This is a genomic window from Thermodesulfobacterium geofontis OPF15, from assembly GCF_000215975.1.
GTDB lineage: Bacteria > Desulfobacterota > Thermodesulfobacteria > Thermodesulfobacteriales > Thermodesulfobacteriaceae > Thermodesulfobacterium > Thermodesulfobacterium geofontis.
Map to the genome: position 1 here is coordinate 119,054 of NC_015682.1, position 14,585 is coordinate 133,638.

General features: G+C 30.6%; 17 protein-coding genes. 10 read left to right on the plus strand and 7 right to left on the minus strand.

The window, feature by feature from the left end; genetic code table 11:
- The 6 genes from TOPB45_RS00635 to recA are packed head-to-tail and all read right to left on the minus strand — an operon-like array spanning position 1 to position 6,060.
- A complete protein-coding gene (locus tag TOPB45_RS00635; RefSeq protein WP_013908941.1) occupies positions 1-315 on the minus strand; it encodes a DF family (seleno)protein in 315 nt (104 codons plus the stop codon).
- A gap of 25 nt (positions 316-340) precedes the next feature.
- Complete coding sequence (trpD, locus tag TOPB45_RS00640) at positions 341-1,378, minus strand: anthranilate phosphoribosyltransferase (protein WP_013908942.1); 1,038 nt, start codon at positions 1,376-1,378, stop codon at positions 341-343.
- 5 nt (positions 1,379-1,383) lie between these two features.
- The gene (locus TOPB45_RS00645; protein WP_013908943.1) at positions 1,384-2,697 is read right to left on the minus strand and encodes a TldD/PmbA family protein; all 1,314 of its coding nucleotides are present in this window, start codon (positions 2,695-2,697) and stop codon (positions 1,384-1,386) included.
- A 5-nt stretch (positions 2,698-2,702) separates the two neighbouring features.
- Positions 2,703-3,980, minus strand: a complete 1,278-nt coding sequence (gene eno / locus TOPB45_RS00650; protein WP_013908944.1) for a phosphopyruvate hydratase — start codon at positions 3,978-3,980, stop codon at positions 2,703-2,705.
- On the minus strand, positions 3,959-4,984 hold the full coding sequence (rfaE1, locus tag TOPB45_RS00655) for a D-glycero-beta-D-manno-heptose-7-phosphate kinase (protein ID WP_013908945.1): 1,026 nt from the start codon (positions 4,982-4,984) through the stop codon (positions 3,959-3,961). Before rfaE1 ends, eno begins: the two co-directional genes overlap by 22 nt.
- 2 nt (positions 4,985-4,986) lie before the next feature.
- A complete protein-coding gene (gene recA, locus TOPB45_RS00660) occupies positions 4,987-6,060 on the minus strand; it encodes a recombinase RecA (protein ID WP_013908946.1) in 1,074 nt (357 codons plus the stop codon).
- A 107-nt stretch (positions 6,061-6,167) separates the two neighbouring features.
- Here recA and TOPB45_RS00665 point away from each other — a divergent pair, with 107 nt between their 5' ends.
- The 9 genes from TOPB45_RS00665 to TOPB45_RS00705 are packed head-to-tail and all read left to right on the plus strand — an operon-like array spanning position 6,168 to position 13,939.
- On the plus strand, positions 6,168-6,776 hold the full coding sequence (locus tag TOPB45_RS00665; protein ID WP_013908947.1) for an RlmE family RNA methyltransferase: 609 nt from the start codon (positions 6,168-6,170) through the stop codon (positions 6,774-6,776).
- Between the two features lies 1 nt (position 6,777).
- Complete coding sequence (locus tag TOPB45_RS00670) at positions 6,778-7,989, plus strand: exonuclease SbcCD subunit D (protein WP_013908948.1); 1,212 nt, start codon at positions 6,778-6,780, stop codon at positions 7,987-7,989.
- On the plus strand, positions 7,980-8,792 hold the full coding sequence (gene dapB / locus TOPB45_RS00675) for a 4-hydroxy-tetrahydrodipicolinate reductase (RefSeq protein WP_013908949.1): 813 nt from the start codon (positions 7,980-7,982) through the stop codon (positions 8,790-8,792). Before TOPB45_RS00670 ends, dapB begins: the two co-directional genes overlap by 10 nt.
- 13 nt (positions 8,793-8,805) lie before the next feature.
- The gene (locus TOPB45_RS00680) at positions 8,806-9,591 is read left to right on the plus strand and encodes a P-loop NTPase (protein WP_013908950.1); all 786 of its coding nucleotides are present in this window, start codon (positions 8,806-8,808) and stop codon (positions 9,589-9,591) included.
- 5 nt (positions 9,592-9,596) lie between these two features.
- Positions 9,597-10,355, plus strand: a complete 759-nt coding sequence (locus TOPB45_RS00685; RefSeq protein WP_013908951.1) for a Rossmann-like domain-containing protein — start codon at positions 9,597-9,599, stop codon at positions 10,353-10,355.
- Positions 10,352-10,645, plus strand: a complete 294-nt coding sequence (locus TOPB45_RS00690) for a hypothetical protein (protein ID WP_013908952.1) — start codon at positions 10,352-10,354, stop codon at positions 10,643-10,645. The genes TOPB45_RS00685 and TOPB45_RS00690 overlap by 4 nt, the downstream gene beginning before the upstream one ends.
- Entirely contained in the window at positions 10,642-11,433 is a 792-nt protein-coding gene (murI, locus tag TOPB45_RS00695) for a glutamate racemase (RefSeq protein WP_013908953.1), read from the plus strand. Before TOPB45_RS00690 ends, murI begins: the two co-directional genes overlap by 4 nt.
- Positions 11,434-11,441: 8 nt before the next feature.
- Positions 11,442-12,629: an aspartate aminotransferase family protein gene (locus TOPB45_RS00700; RefSeq protein WP_013908954.1), complete on the plus strand. Its 1,188-nt coding sequence runs from the start codon at positions 11,442-11,444 to the stop codon at positions 12,627-12,629.
- A complete protein-coding gene (locus TOPB45_RS00705) occupies positions 12,629-13,939 on the plus strand; it encodes a TIGR04013 family B12-binding domain/radical SAM domain-containing protein (RefSeq protein ID WP_013908955.1) in 1,311 nt (436 codons plus the stop codon). Before TOPB45_RS00700 ends, TOPB45_RS00705 begins: the two co-directional genes overlap by 1 nt.
- Here the strand turns inward: TOPB45_RS00705 and TOPB45_RS00710 are convergent.
- Entirely contained in the window at positions 13,936-14,142 is a 207-nt protein-coding gene (locus TOPB45_RS00710) for a DUF5320 domain-containing protein (RefSeq protein WP_013908956.1), read from the minus strand. The genes TOPB45_RS00705 and TOPB45_RS00710 overlap by 4 nt on opposite strands.
- A gap of 159 nt (positions 14,143-14,301) precedes the next feature.
- On the opposite strand from TOPB45_RS00710, the gene TOPB45_RS00715 reads away from it, so the two are divergent.
- Complete coding sequence (locus TOPB45_RS00715) at positions 14,302-14,481, plus strand: hypothetical protein (RefSeq protein ID WP_013908957.1); 180 nt, start codon at positions 14,302-14,304, stop codon at positions 14,479-14,481.
- Positions 14,482-14,585 lie beyond the last annotated feature (104 nt).

A 14,585-nucleotide genomic window follows, 5' to 3' on the forward strand; every position in this document is an offset into this window, starting at 1 on the left:
TTATAAATTCATCACTTCATCAATAGCTTTCTCAATTAACTCTTTTGGAGGTATTCCACTATATCCATTTTTAGTTTTATAAATACGACATACCATAGTTGGGAAATCATTTCTTCTTTCTCTTTCAATATCTAAGCCATTAATCTGAATTGTGGGAGAACCTAAGAATCTATACTTAATTGCGTCTTCCTCTGATTTAACTTCTATAATTTCAATCTCCTCTTCAATCCCTTTTTCTTTAAGTACTTCTTTTAATAAATTTAAAGCTGGTTTTACATTAGGACAACCTTTAAAATATAAAAATCTTATTTTCATAACCCACTCTTAATATTTTCTACCTTTAATTTTTAAATTTTTTATAATATTTCAGAATTTCTTGCCATTTTTCCCAGGCTTGACCTGATTGGATAAGCTCTCTGGCTTTTTTTATTCCTCCTTTAAAATCTATAGCTTTCTCACAGAGATAAATAGCTCCTCCAAGATTTAAAAGAAACATATCCATAATAGGACCTTCAAGTTTCCCTTTTAGTAAATTTTCTAAAATTTCCTTACTTTGAGAAGGATCTTTAATTGTTAATTCCTCTGGAATTGTACATCTTTCAAAACCAAAGTTTTCCGGATCTACATAATAGGTAGTAATTTTCCCATCTCTTAATTCTGAGATCTTTGTAGAGCCAGTAATAGTTATTTCATCATATCCTTCTTCACCAAAAACAACCAAAGCTCTTTTAACTCCTATACTATCAAGCACATAGGCTATTTTTTCTGTAAGCAAAAAATCATATACTCCTAATAATTGATAATTAGCCAAGGCTGGATTTAAAAGGGGTCCAAGAGTATTAAAAATAGTTCTACCGAGTTTTTTTCTTATTCCTGCAACCCTTTTAAAGGCTGGATGATAAAGAGGAGCAAAGAGAAAAGAAAATCCAATTTCTTCAAGAGCTAAAGCTCCTGCTTCAGGAGTTAAATCTAAAGGAATACCACAAGCTTCTAACAAATCTGCACTTCCACATTTACTTGAAACAGATCTATTTCCATGTTTAGCAACATAAATTCCCTCTAAAGCTGAAAGAGCTATAGCAACAGCTGTTGAAAAATTAAAAGTATGTTTGTTATCTCCTCCTGTTCCGCAGGTATCAACAATTATTGCAGATTCAGGTAAATTATGAGGTACTTTTATCATAATTTCTCTATAAGCCATTACTGCACCGGTTATTTCTTGCCAGGTTTCTCCCTTTTTTCTTAAAAGATCAAGAAATAACTCTACTTCTTCATCTTCGAAATTATTAGTAGCTATTTTTTTAAAAACTTCATAGGCTTCCTCCTTCTTTAAATTTTCTCTTTCTTTAAGTTTTGCGATAGCTTCTTTAATTTCCATTTAAACTAACCTCCTAAATCCATTTTTTCTACAAGCAAACTTGGAGAACCTATAGACCCATAAAAAGTGAGATCTGAACCAAGTTCTAAAACATTTTTAAATAATTCAAAAATATTCCCAGAAAGAGCCATTTCACAAAAATAATCTATAGGTTCTCCTTCTTTATAATAAATTCCTGAAACTCCAAAAGAAAAATCTCCAGAAATAGGATTAGCAGTATGACCCCCCAACAATTCTAAAACTTCAAAAACCTCTTTTTCTGCTTTAATAAGATCTTCTTTAGAAACTTCTCCATTCTTAAGGTAAAGATTAGTAGAAGAAATTTTAGGAAAAGATGAAAAATCGAGTCTTCTTGAATTTCCAGCTTTAAATTCTTTAAGTCCTCTTTTTTCTGCTTCTCTTTTCCAATAAGTATCAAATAAAAAGGTTTTTACTATGCCTTTTTCTATAAGTATTTTTTTATTTTGTGCTACCCCCTCATCATCAAAGGGTCTACTCTCAGGTAAAGAAGGATTAATTCCATCATCAAATAAAGTAATTTTTTCATTAAAAACATTTTTCTCCAGTTTATCTTTCAAAAAGGATCTCCCTTTTAATACTTCGTCTCCCAAGAAAGAAAATTCTAAGAGCTCTAAAAGATTAACTACTAAAAATGGAGGAAAAAGAATAGGAATTTTTAAATTTTTTCCTTTCTTGGTTTTAGAAAGAGCTATAGCCTTTTGGCAGGCAAGCTCAATCCTTTCTAAAAGAGTTTGGTAATTAAATTCAACCCCTTCATACCATTCATAAGCTTCGGCTTCTTTATTATTTTTAGCAACTACCGAGATAATAAAACTATAAAAGGGACTTTCCCAAAACAATTCAAGTTCATTTCTAATTAAAATATATTTAATTTTCCCAAAAGAAAGTTTAATTTTTTCAACTCTTGTTATTGAAGAATCAAAACCAAAGGCTTTTTCTTCTAATTCAGTAAGTTTTTCTTTAACTTCATTTACAGAGATATTGAGGTCTTTTGAAAAATAAATTTCTGGATATTTTTTTTCTTTTTCCGGAAAAATAGAAGGCACACCGTATTTTGAAAGAGCTTTAGCTTTTAAAACCGCTTCTTCTAAGTCTAAAAAGTTAAAGGACGTACTATAAGAGAGACCAGCTTTTCCATCTTCATTTAAATATCTTATGGAAATATTTTGATCTTTATATTTTTCTTCTAAAAAATCTTTTCTATCCCTTTTTTCTAATTCAAAACCCTCTTCAATTTCTATCCAAAATTCAACAGGTTCTTTTTGAGATATTTTTTTAATTTCTTTTAAAAATTCCATAAATATTATTTTAAAATGCTTTTTCCAGCAAAAATAGCTGCAGAACCAAGGTATTCTTCAATTCTTAAAAGTTGATTAAATTTAGCTACTCTTTCACTTCTTGCTGGTGCTCCAGTTTTTATTTGTCCTGTATTCAAAGCTACTGCAAAATCAGCAATAAAAGTATCTTCTGTTTCCCCTGAACGATGAGAAACCATGCATTTCCAATTATTTCTATAAGCTAATTCTACAGCAGAAATTGTCTCAGTTAGTGTACCTATTTGATTAAGTTTAATTAGAACTGCATTAGCAAGTTTTTCTTTAATTCCCCATTCAATTCTTTTAGGATTGGTTACAAATATATCATCTCCAACAATTTGGATTTTATTTCCTAAACTTTTAGTAATAAGTTTAAACCCTTCAGGATCATCTTCTGCGAAGGGATCCTCAATTGATATAATAGGATAATTTTTAACTAATTTTTCATAGTATTTAAGAAGTTCTTCTCTATCCATTTTTTTACCAAGACCAGAAAAATTATATATTCCGTTTCCCTCGTATAATTCTGAAGGTGCTACATCCATAGCAATAGCAATATCTTCTCCTGGTTTATAACCTGCTTTTTCAATAGCTTTAACTAAAAAATCTAAAGCCTCTTCAGGAGATTTTATTTGAGGAGCAAAACCTCCTTCATCTCCTATAGAAGTACTTAATCCTTTTTCTTTTAAAAGGCTTTTTAACGAATGGTATGTTTCTGCTCCCATTCTTAAAGCTGTAGAAAAGCTATCTCCTCCCCAGGGAACAATCATGAATTCTTGAAAATCTAAAGGATTATCTGCATGAGCACCACCGTTTATAACATTCATAAAAGGTACAGGCAAAACTCTTGCTCTTAATCCACCAATATAAGCAAAAAGAGGTACTCCTAATTCTTCAGCAGTGGCTTTAGCACAGGCAAGAGAAACTCCTAAAATAGCATTAGCTCCAAGTTTTGATTTGTTCTCGGTTCCATCAAGTTCACAAAGCATTTGGTCAATTTCTACCTGTTTAGAAGATTCAAAACCCTCTAATTGAGGAGCTATAATTTCATTTACATTAAAAACCGCCTTTTGAACCCCTTTCCCAAAATATCTTTTTGGATCTTTATCTCTTAATTCAAGAGCTTCGTGTTTACCAGTTGAAGCCCCTGAAGGAATTGATACTCTTCCATAAAAACCACTTTCTAACCAAACCTCTACTTCAATTGTAGGATTACCTCTTGAATCAAGTACTTCACGAGCCTTTATATGGGAAATTTTGCCCATTTCTTTCCCTCCTTTTCTTTGAAATTTTCTTTAATAAAATTTTTTATCTCTTCCCAATAAACAGGTTTAGTTCCTATCTTACCAACCACTATTCCTGCTGCAATATTTGCTAATTCAAGAATTTGTTTTAAAGGTAAACCTATAGCATAAAAAGCTCCTAAGGAGGCTATTACTGTATCTCCAGCTCCTGAAACATCATAAACTTCCTTTGCTTGAGAAGGAGAATAAATGGCTCCTTCCTTAGGATGATAGGAAAATATTCCATCTTTACCTAAGGTTATAACAAGAAAATCAAGATTGTATTTTTCAACCAAAATTTTTGCAGATTCTTTCAGATTATCTTGGGAAAGATTTTCTTTAAAAGCAGTTTCCTTAAATTCCTTATAATTGGGAGTAATTGAAGTTGCACCTTCATATTTTTTCCATTCTACACTTTTAGGATCAACCATAAGAAATTTATCTTTCCTTTTTGCTTCTTTAACTATCCATGCACAAAAACTTTCAGATAAAAACATACCTTTAGCATAATCAGAAAGAATTACCCCATCAACTTCCTGAAGAATTTCTTCATAAATTTCTTGAAATTTTTTTTCTAAATTTTTACTAATAGGTTTCCTCTCCTCTTTATCTATACGAAGAAGTTGTTGAGATTGAGCAATTACTCTTGTTTTAATAGTAGTAGGACGAGAATTCTCTTCTAAAATACCTTTTATTCCTATTCCCTCTTTTTTAGCAAGATCCTTTAAAATTTTACCGTGCTCATCCCTTCCCACAACTCCCATCAATTCAACTTTAACTTTAAGACCTCTTAAGTTTGCAGCAACATTGGCTGCTCCACCTAAACTAAAATAGATTTCTTTTAAATCAAACACCGGAACCGGGGCTTCTGGAGAAATTCTATTAACCTCTCCCACAAAGTATCTATCAAGAATACAATCCCCTATAACAAGAAGTTTTACATTCTTGAGTTTTTCTTCAATTTTTTCTAAAGAAAAAGACTGCATTTTTATTTTGCTTCTTTAAGAATCTTTTCTTGAAAAGGCATATTTTCTAATAATGGTAATCCTGCTAATTCTCTTATTCTTCTTTCTATTTCTTGAGCTAAATCTTTCCTCTCTTTAAGAAGTTTTCTCACACTTTCTCTTCCTTGTCCTAACCTTTCTTCTTTTCCATCAAATTTATAAGTATACCAAGCCCCACTTCTTTCAATAATCCCCATAGCTAATCCAAGATCAATTAATTCTGCTTCTTTAGAAATTCCTTCTCCAAAGTAAATATCAAATTCAACTTCTTTAAAAGGTGGAGCAAGTTTATTCTTAACAATTTTTACTTTTACTCTATGACCTAAGGTTTCTGATCCTTCTTTTATAGTAGAAATTTTCTTTATTTCTAATCTTAAGGAAGCAAAAAATTTAAGTGCCATGCCTCCAGGTGTAGTCTCAGGAGGTCCCCCAAAGGTATTTATTCCTATTTTCATACGAGTTTGATTTATAAAAACTACAGCAGTATTACTTTTAGAAATAGCAGATGTCAACTTTCTCATAGCTTTTGACATAAGACGAGCCTGAGATCCTACTTGTTGATCTTCCATTTCCCCTTCTAATTCTGCTTTTGGAACAAGAGCAGCTACAGAATCTACGACTACAATATCAACTGCTCCACTTCTTATTAAGATTTCTGCAATATCTAAAGCTTCTTCTCCTGTAGTTGGTTGAGAGATAAGTAAATCTTCAACCTTTACACCCAATTTTTTAGCATAATTCACATCGAGAGCATGTTCTGCATCGATAAAAGCTGCAACTCCTCCCAATTTTTGAGCGGAAGCTACCATATGAAGAGCTAAGGTAGTTTTTCCAGAAGCCTCTGCTCCGTAAATTTCAGTAATCCTACCTCTTGGTATTCCACCAATTCCTGTTGCAATATCAAGACTTAATGAACCTGTTGGAATGGTGCTTACTTCAATCTTTTTTTCACTCTCCCCTAAACGCATTATTGAACCTTTCCCAAATTGCTTTTCAATCTGGGAAATAGCTGCTTCTATAGCTTTTTTCTTATCAAACTCTTTTTCTACCATTTTCATAAATTTCCCCTCCTAAAAATTTAAGTTATTTTAAATCATACCATAAAAATTCTTCATTAAAAAGTCAAGTTTGGTTTTATTAAATGTAAATAGTAAAATAAAAAATTATGGAAAAAAATCCTTGGTTTGATAAATGGGCTAAAAAGGCTAAAGAAAAGGGATATCCTGCTCGCTCTGTATTTAAACTTATGGAAATACAAGAAAAATACAAAATCATTCAAAAGGGAGATATAGTTTTAGATTTAGGAGCATCTCCTGGATCATGGTCTAAATATGCTTTAAGTATTGTGGGAGAAAAAGGAAAAGTGATTGGGATTGATATCTTACCTATAAAAATAAGCCATCCTAATTTTTATTTTCTTCAAAAAGATGTTTTTGAATTAGAAGAAAATGATTTTAAAAACTTGGGAATAGAAAAGGTTGATGTCCTCTTAAGCGATATGGCACCAAAAACAACAGGAGATAAATTCGGAGATCATGTGAGATCTGTGAGACTTGCTGAAAAAGCTTTAGAAATAGCAAAAAATTATTTAAAAGAAGGTGGTTCTTTTGTAGTAAAGGTTTTTGAAGGAGAAAAAATACCTATTTTAAAAAGGCAAATTGAAAAATACTTCAAAAGTGTTAAATTTTTTAAACCTAAAAGCTCAAGAAAAGAAAGTAAAGAAATTTTTATTATAGCTCAAGGATTTAAAAAATACCTTTTAAAAAGGGGATAGATTGAAAATTCTTCATTCCTCAGATTGGCATTTAGGGAAAAGTTTATTTGGAAAAAAATTAATAGATGAACAGGCACTCTTTTTTGAAAAAACTTTTTTCCCTTTGGTAAAGGATGTAAAACCTGATATTTTGATAATTACAGGAGATATAATCGATAAACCAAATCCTGATCTGGAAACTTTAAAACTTCTTTCTGAAATTCTTTTCTGGTTATTTAAAGAAAAAATCCCCTCTCTGTTTATTCTCGGAAATCATGATTCCAAAAGAATTACTTTATTTAAGGAATTTTTAAAACAAAATTATTTATATATGATTGATAATCTTTATCATTTTAAAGCTCCCTTTATTTGGGAAGATGAAAAGGGTGAAAAAATTTATTTTTACATTTTACCCTATCTTCCTCTTTATGAATTTAAGGAAAATATTGAAATATTTTGGGGAAAGGAAAATAAAATTGTTGTAGATTTTTTTGTTAAAAAATCTCAACTTCTTTTAAAAGACTTAGTAGAGCTCCTTTTAAATTTAACTAAAGATAATTTTTATAGACCTGCTATAGCTCTTGGACATTTTGCAATAGAAAAAGGGATCTTTACTGGAGAAGAAATATCTCTTAAATTTATGGGTTTAGAAGAGGTATTTCCTTTGGAACTTTTTAAAAATTTTGATTTTCTTCTTTTAGGACATCTTCATAGACTTCAAAAGGTATCTTCAAAGGTTTTTTATTCTGGATCTATCCTTCCTTATAGTTTTGAAGAATCGGTTCACAAAAAGGGAGTTTGGTTTTTTGAAATAAAAAATAGTGTATTAGTAAAGGAAGAACCTATTTATCTTTCCCCATCCTTTGAAATGAAAATTGTAAAAGGTTATTTTAAGGATTTAATAAACTCTCCTAAGGATGAAGCTTATATAAAGATAATCCTAAAAGACGAAGAACCTGTTTTACATCCCTTTGAAAGATTAAAAACCGTTTTTCCTAATCTTTTATTATTAGAATATGAAGATAAAAAAACAGAAATTTCTTCTTTTAGTAAGGATTTTATAATGGAAGAATTTTTAGAAAGCAAAAAAATGGAACTGAATGAGGAAGAGCTTTTTAAAAAATTTTACAAATATATAGAAGAAAAGGAGATCGAAGATAAATTATTTGAAGCTTTCAAAAAGTATTTAAAAGAATTTAAAGAAAACCAAAAGGAGGTGAAATCATGGCCATAAAAGCTATAGTAGCAGGTGCTGCAGGAAGAATGGGTAAAACTATTATTAATTTAATATTTCAAAATCCGCAAATAGATCTGATTGCTGCTTTTGAACATCCTGAAAATCCTGCAGTAGGAAGGGATGTAGGAGAAGTAGTAGGACTTCCTAAAACAGGAATAATAGTTGAAGATTCCTTAGAGAAAGTTATAGAAAAAGGTGATGTAATTATTGATTTTACTTTTCACAAAGCCTCTTTAGAACATGCAAGAATAAATGCTAAATATGGAAAAGCTATGGTAATTGGAACAACCGGTTTTTCTAAAGAGGAGCTTGCTGAGGTTCACGAGCTTGCTAAAAAACATTTTCCTTTGGTTCAAGACTATAATATGAGTATGGGAGTTAATCTTTTAGTAAAATTGGTTGAATTAACTGCTAAAGTGCTTTCTGAAGGTTATGACATAGAAATAATTGAAGCTCATCATAGAATGAAAAAGGATGCTCCAAGTGGAACAGCTTTAAAACTTGCTAATGCCATAGCTACTGTTCTTGGGAGATCTGATAAAGATTTCAGATTCTGCAGAGAAGGTATCATAGGAGAAAGAAAAGAAACAGAGATCGGAATACAAACTATAAGAGGAGGAGATATAGTAGGAGAACATACAGTTCTTTTTGCAGGAATTGGAGAAAGAATAGAACTTACCCATAGAGCTAGTAGTCGTGAAACCTTTGCTCGTGGAGCACTTAAGGCTGCTTTATGGGTTGTAGGAAAACCTCCCGGAGTTTATAATATGCATGATGTTTTAGGTTTAAAAAACTTATAAATTTTGGGAATCTATGGAAGAAAAAACTTGCCCTTCAGCTGAATTATTTTTTAAAAGAGAATTTAAAAAACATACAGGAATAAAGGATATTCGTTTTGTCTTAGCTATCGGGAGTGGTAAAGGTGGTGTAGGAAAAACAACAGTTTCTGCTATTTTATCCCTTGCTCTAAAAAAAGCTGGCTATTTAGTAGGAGTTTTTGATCTTGATTTTTATGGACCAAATTTACATCTTGTATTAGGTGTCAATAAAAAACCTATGGTAGAATTTGGAAAAATTAAACCTGTAAGTTCTGATAATATAAAAATTTTAAGTTTAGCTTTAATGATTGCAGAGAAAGAGCCTATCTTTATGAGAGGTCTTATGGCTTCTAAATTGCTTCAGGAACTTCTTCAAAAGGTAGAATGGGGTCCCCTTGATTTTCTAATTCTTGATTTACCTCCTGGCACAGGGGATATATTTCTTACCATGCTTGATTTTTTTAATCCTGAAGGATTTATATTAATAACCACTCCACATAAATTAGCTCTTTCAGATGCAAAAAGAACCCTTTCTATCCTAAAAGAAAAAATGGTTCCTATTTTGGGAGTAGTTAAAAATATGGCTGATTTTTTTGAAGATGAAACCTCCTTTCAAGATTTTTTGAATGAGCAAAAATTAAATGTTTTATTTGAAATCCCTGTATTAAAAGAGCTTTCAAAAACAGAAAATTTAACAGAAGTTTTTGAATCTTCTGAAAAACAAAAATTTTTAGAAACCATTGCTGAAAAGGTGCTTGATAAAGTTTTTAGAATTAAGTAATATTGATGGCTTATACAGATATTTATAAAAATTTAGTAGAAGCTGGTCTTTCTTTAGCAAGAGCAAAAAGACTAAAAAGGGTTTGTGTGGGAATTCATTATACTATGGTTGAAATTGAAAGAGGAGGTGTAGGTTTAGCCTATACCTTCTTGCAAGAAGTAAAAAAATGTTGTGAATTGAGAAACGAAATTACTTTTTGGAAAAGCTCTGCAGATATGGTAGTAAAAGGTTATTTATCAGGCAATCCTATAGAAGAAGTGATCGGTCTTGCTACTATAAATGCTGTTTTTAACCATAAAAAAGACTTTTTAAAAGATGCTATTCCTGGAGATGTATTTTCAGAAATTAAGTTAAACAGTAAAGATGAGATTTTAATGATTGGATATTTTGAACCTCTTTTCAAAAAACTTGAAGGAAAAGTAGAAAAAATTTGGGTAATAGATAAACCCCTTGAAGAAACAAGTTTAAAGATTTCTGATATAAGTGATAAAATAAAATTAGCTATAATAACATCTTCAACCTTAGTAAATAAAACGCTCCACTCAGTTTTAGAAAATTTGGAAAGTGTTCCTGAAATCCTTTTAATAGGTCCTACAACTCCTTTAAATCCTGAAGTATTTAGATTTACACCTATAACATGGCTTTGTGGAAGTATAGTAAGAGATCCTGAACTTTTATTTAGAATGGTTTGCGAAGGAAAGGGAGCAACTTCTTTCTTTAAAAGTGGTGTTCTTGAAAAGATCAATATAAGGGTTAAAAAATGAATAAATTAAAATACCTTAGTTCTCAATATCTTTTACCTTTTTTCTTATGGATACTTTTAAGTTTTAGATTCTATCCTTCAGATATCTCAAAAACCCTTCTTCATTCAGGAAAAATTTTTATAGGTTGTGGTCTTTATGGATTAGGAATGACTATAATAATTAATGGACTTTTAACAAAATTTGCTAAAAAAACTTTGACCAGAGATAGCTTTATCAAAATTGCCCTTTGGTTAGCTGTAATTACTGCTTTGGCTGCAAGTCTTGAATTTTATTTTGGATTGAGAAAGTGATTGGTATATTTGATTCTGGTCTTGGTGGTTTAACAGTTGTAAAGGAAATATTAAATAAGTTACCTCAATATAAAATCATTTATTTTGGTGATACTGCAAGAACTCCCTATGGAACTAAAAGCGCAGAAACGGTAAAACGTTATGCCATAGAAAATACTAAATTTTTATTGGAAAGGGGTGCCAAAATTATTGTAGTTGCTTGTCACACTGTATCAAGTACAGCTATACCTGTTCTTAAAGAAAAATTCCCAAATATACCCTTTTTTGAAGTAGTAACTCCTTCATTTAAAAAGGCTTTAAAACTTACTAAAAATAAAAAAATTGGTCTTATAGGAACAAGAACTACTGTTGAAAGTGGAATCTATGATCAATTGTTTTCTCAAGCTGATTCTGAAATAAAATTATATTCAAATCCAGCCCCTCTTCTTGTTCCACTTATTGAAGAAGGTTGGCTAAAAAAACCAGAAACAAGAAAAATTGTTAAAAAATACTTAATTCCTCTTAAAATGAAAGGAATTGACACCCTTATTTTAGGGTGTACCCATTATCCATTAATAAAGAAAGTTATTCAAGAAAAAGCAGGAAAAAGGATTAAACTTGTTGATCCTTCGGAAGAGATAGCTTTAGAAGTGAAAAATTTCATTGAAAATACTCCAGAATTAGCTAAGGAACTTCAAGAAAATGGTGAACCAGAAATTTATGTTTCAGATATTACTCCCAATTTTGAAAAAATTGCTAAATTATTTTTAGGAAGACCTATAAAATTAAAAAAAGTAAATTTAGAATGAGGCAGAATATGGGATACATTGTTGAAATGGGAGAAATTTATTTAGCTGGAAATTATAAAAGAGAAAAACTTGCATTTGTAAAAGGCTCTGGAACAAGATTATTTACTGAAGACGGTGAAGAATATTTAGATTTTACTTCAGGAATAGCAGTTTGCAATCTTGGGCATGCAAATCAAGAACTAATAAAAGAATTAAATACTCAAGCAGAGCTTCTTTGGCATACTTCAAATCTTTATTATGTTTCACCTCAAGCTAAACTTGCTAAAAAACTCGTAGAACTTTCCTTTGCAGAGAAGGTATTCTTTGCTAATAGTGGTGCTGAGGCAATAGAAGCTGGGCTTAAACTTGCAAGAAGATGGGCTTATGAAAATTTTGGAAAAGAAAAAAATCAATTTATAGCTCTTGAAAATTCCTTTCACGGAAGAACTTATGGAGCCTTATCTGTAACGGGTCAACCTAAGTATTGGGAAGGCTTTGAGCCTTTACTTCCTGGAATTATCTTTATTCCACCAAATGATAAAAAGGCATTATCTGCCTCCTTCAATGAAAAAGTCTGTGCTATTATTTTAGAGCCTATTCAAGGAGAAGGAGGGGTCTACCCTTTAGATAAAGAATTTGTAGAGCTTGCAAAGGAACTCTGTCAAAAATATAATGCCCTTCTTATCTTTGATGAAGTTCAGACAGGAATAGGAAGGACTGGCAAACTTTTTGCATATGAACATTTTGGGGTTGAACCAGATATTATGTGCCTTGCTAAAGCTCTTGCTAATGGCCTTCCTCTTTCAGCTATGCTTGCTAAGGAAAAAGTAATGAGTGCTTTTAAACCAGGAACTCATGCCTCAACCTTTGGAGGAAATCCCTTAGCTTGCGCAGTTGCTTTAAAAGTGCTTGAAATAGTAAGTAATCCCTCTTTTTTAAAAGAAGTTGATTTAAAAGGAAGAATTTTAAAAGAAAAATTAGAAAAAATTAGAAAAGAAAGACCTGACCTCATAAAAGAAGTGAGGGGATTGGGACTCCTTATAGGAATAGAATTTAACATTTCTGCTGAAAAAATATATCAAAAACTTCTTGAAAAAAAGATTTTAGTTACTCAACCTAAACCAAATGTTATAAGACTTTCTCCTCCTTTAATCATTACTTACAGGGAGATAGACTTTTTTATGGAAACTTTTAAAGAAATTATTACAGTTCTTTAATGAATTTTTGTTTAACCATATTTGATCTTAAAGAAAATCGCTATAGCATAAATGCACTCCTTTCTGCCTTGGAAAAAGAAATTCTTATTGAAGAAATACCCATTTATTTTTTTAAAAATAAATCAGCTCTTTTAAAAGGAGTTGAAGAACTTTTAGAAAAATTTGAAAAAATAATAATTGCCTTTTCTTTTTTTACAACCCAACTCTGGGATATAAATGATGTTATAAAAACTCTTCAAAAAACTTTTGCATCTAAAAGAAAAAAACTAATTTTAATTGCAGGAGGACCTCATCCTACAGGAGATATAAAGGGTGTTTTAAATTGGGGATTTGATTTTGTTTTTACTGGTGAAGCAGAAAAAAGTTTCTCAGAATTTATAAGAACTTTAAAATTTAGGGAAAATTTTTCACAAGTAAAAGGCTTAGCCTATTTAAATGAAAATAAAGAATTTATTTATACAGGTAAATCGGAAAAAATAAATTTAAATTCTTATCCACCCTTTTCTCTAAAACTAAACCGGTTAAATCCTATTGAAATTACAAGAGGCTGTCCTTTTGGATGCTATTTCTGTCAAACACCAAGAATTTTTGGAAAAAAAGTAAGACATAGGAGCATAGAAAATATATTAAAATATGTAGAACTTTTATTAGAAAGAGGCATTAAAGATTTTAGATTTATTACTCCTAATGCTTTTAGTTACGGATCTATTGATGGAAAAACTTTAAATTTAGAAGCTTTAGAAACTCTTTTAAAAGAACTTCATCAACTTGTTAACCCAATGGGAGGGAGAATATTTTTTGGCTCCTTTCCTTCTGAAGTAAGACCAGAACATGTTACTGAAGAGACTGTAAATCTTGTAAAGAAGTATGCAAATAACGATAATTTAGTTATAGGAGCTCAATCAGGAAGTGATAGAATCTTAAAACTTTGTAAAAGAGGACATACTGTAGAAGATATATATAGAGCTGTAAAATTAACTATTAAAGCTGGTCTTAAAGCTAAGGTTGATTTTATTTTCGGATTGCCTGAAGAGAAAAAAGAAGATATAAAAGAAACTATAAAAGTAATGGAAGATCTTGCCAAAATGGGAGCCATTATTCATGCCCATACCTTTATGCCCCTTCCTCAAACTCCCTTTGTTAAAAAAAAGCCAGGTAAAATTGATTTAGACCTTTTAAAGACTATAAATAAACTTCTTGGAAAAGGACTTCTTTTTGGAGATTGGAAAATTCAAGAAGAACTTGCAGAAAAAATTTATAGATATTTTCAAACAGGTAAAATTGAAGAATGTATTAAGAATAGCATTTAATCCTTTTCCTTTTCTAAGTTCTTAATTTCTTCTTCCACTCTTTCTAACTCTTTTCTCAATTCATCACGATATTTTTTAAGCATTTCTAAATATTCAGATTTTGAAATAAATGGTTCAAATCTCCAACAAAAGGGCGGAAGGAAAGGAAACCCAAAAGACCAAAAAAAACCAAATCCTTGTCCAAATCTACGTCTCCAAAACATATCGATTTTATTTTAATAGGTTTTTAAAAATTTTCAAATTTAAAAATAACTCTACGGATTGCCTAAAATTGTAAAAATAAACTCTATTGAAAAATTTTGTTAGATGAAATATAAAATTATTAAAAATAAAACAAATTCCCATTATGGAGGTGATAGGAATTGAAGGAACTTAGATTATTGGAAAAGATTTTTATTGTATGGGTAATGTCTTTTCCTTTACTTGTCATGCTTGCAATTTGGTTAAAAGGTTGGATAGGAGATCTTCTTTTTGGTATTTCTGTTGCAGGTCTTATTTTACCAATCTTTGCTAGGATTATGGGCTTAGAAAGGGAAGTATAAAATTTTTGCTCCTCCGGAAACTTACTGTAAAAATAAATTTTTTTCTTGCCTTAAATAAAAAGCCGATTTAAAATTTTTATTAAACCAATTTTAAGCAAGAGGTG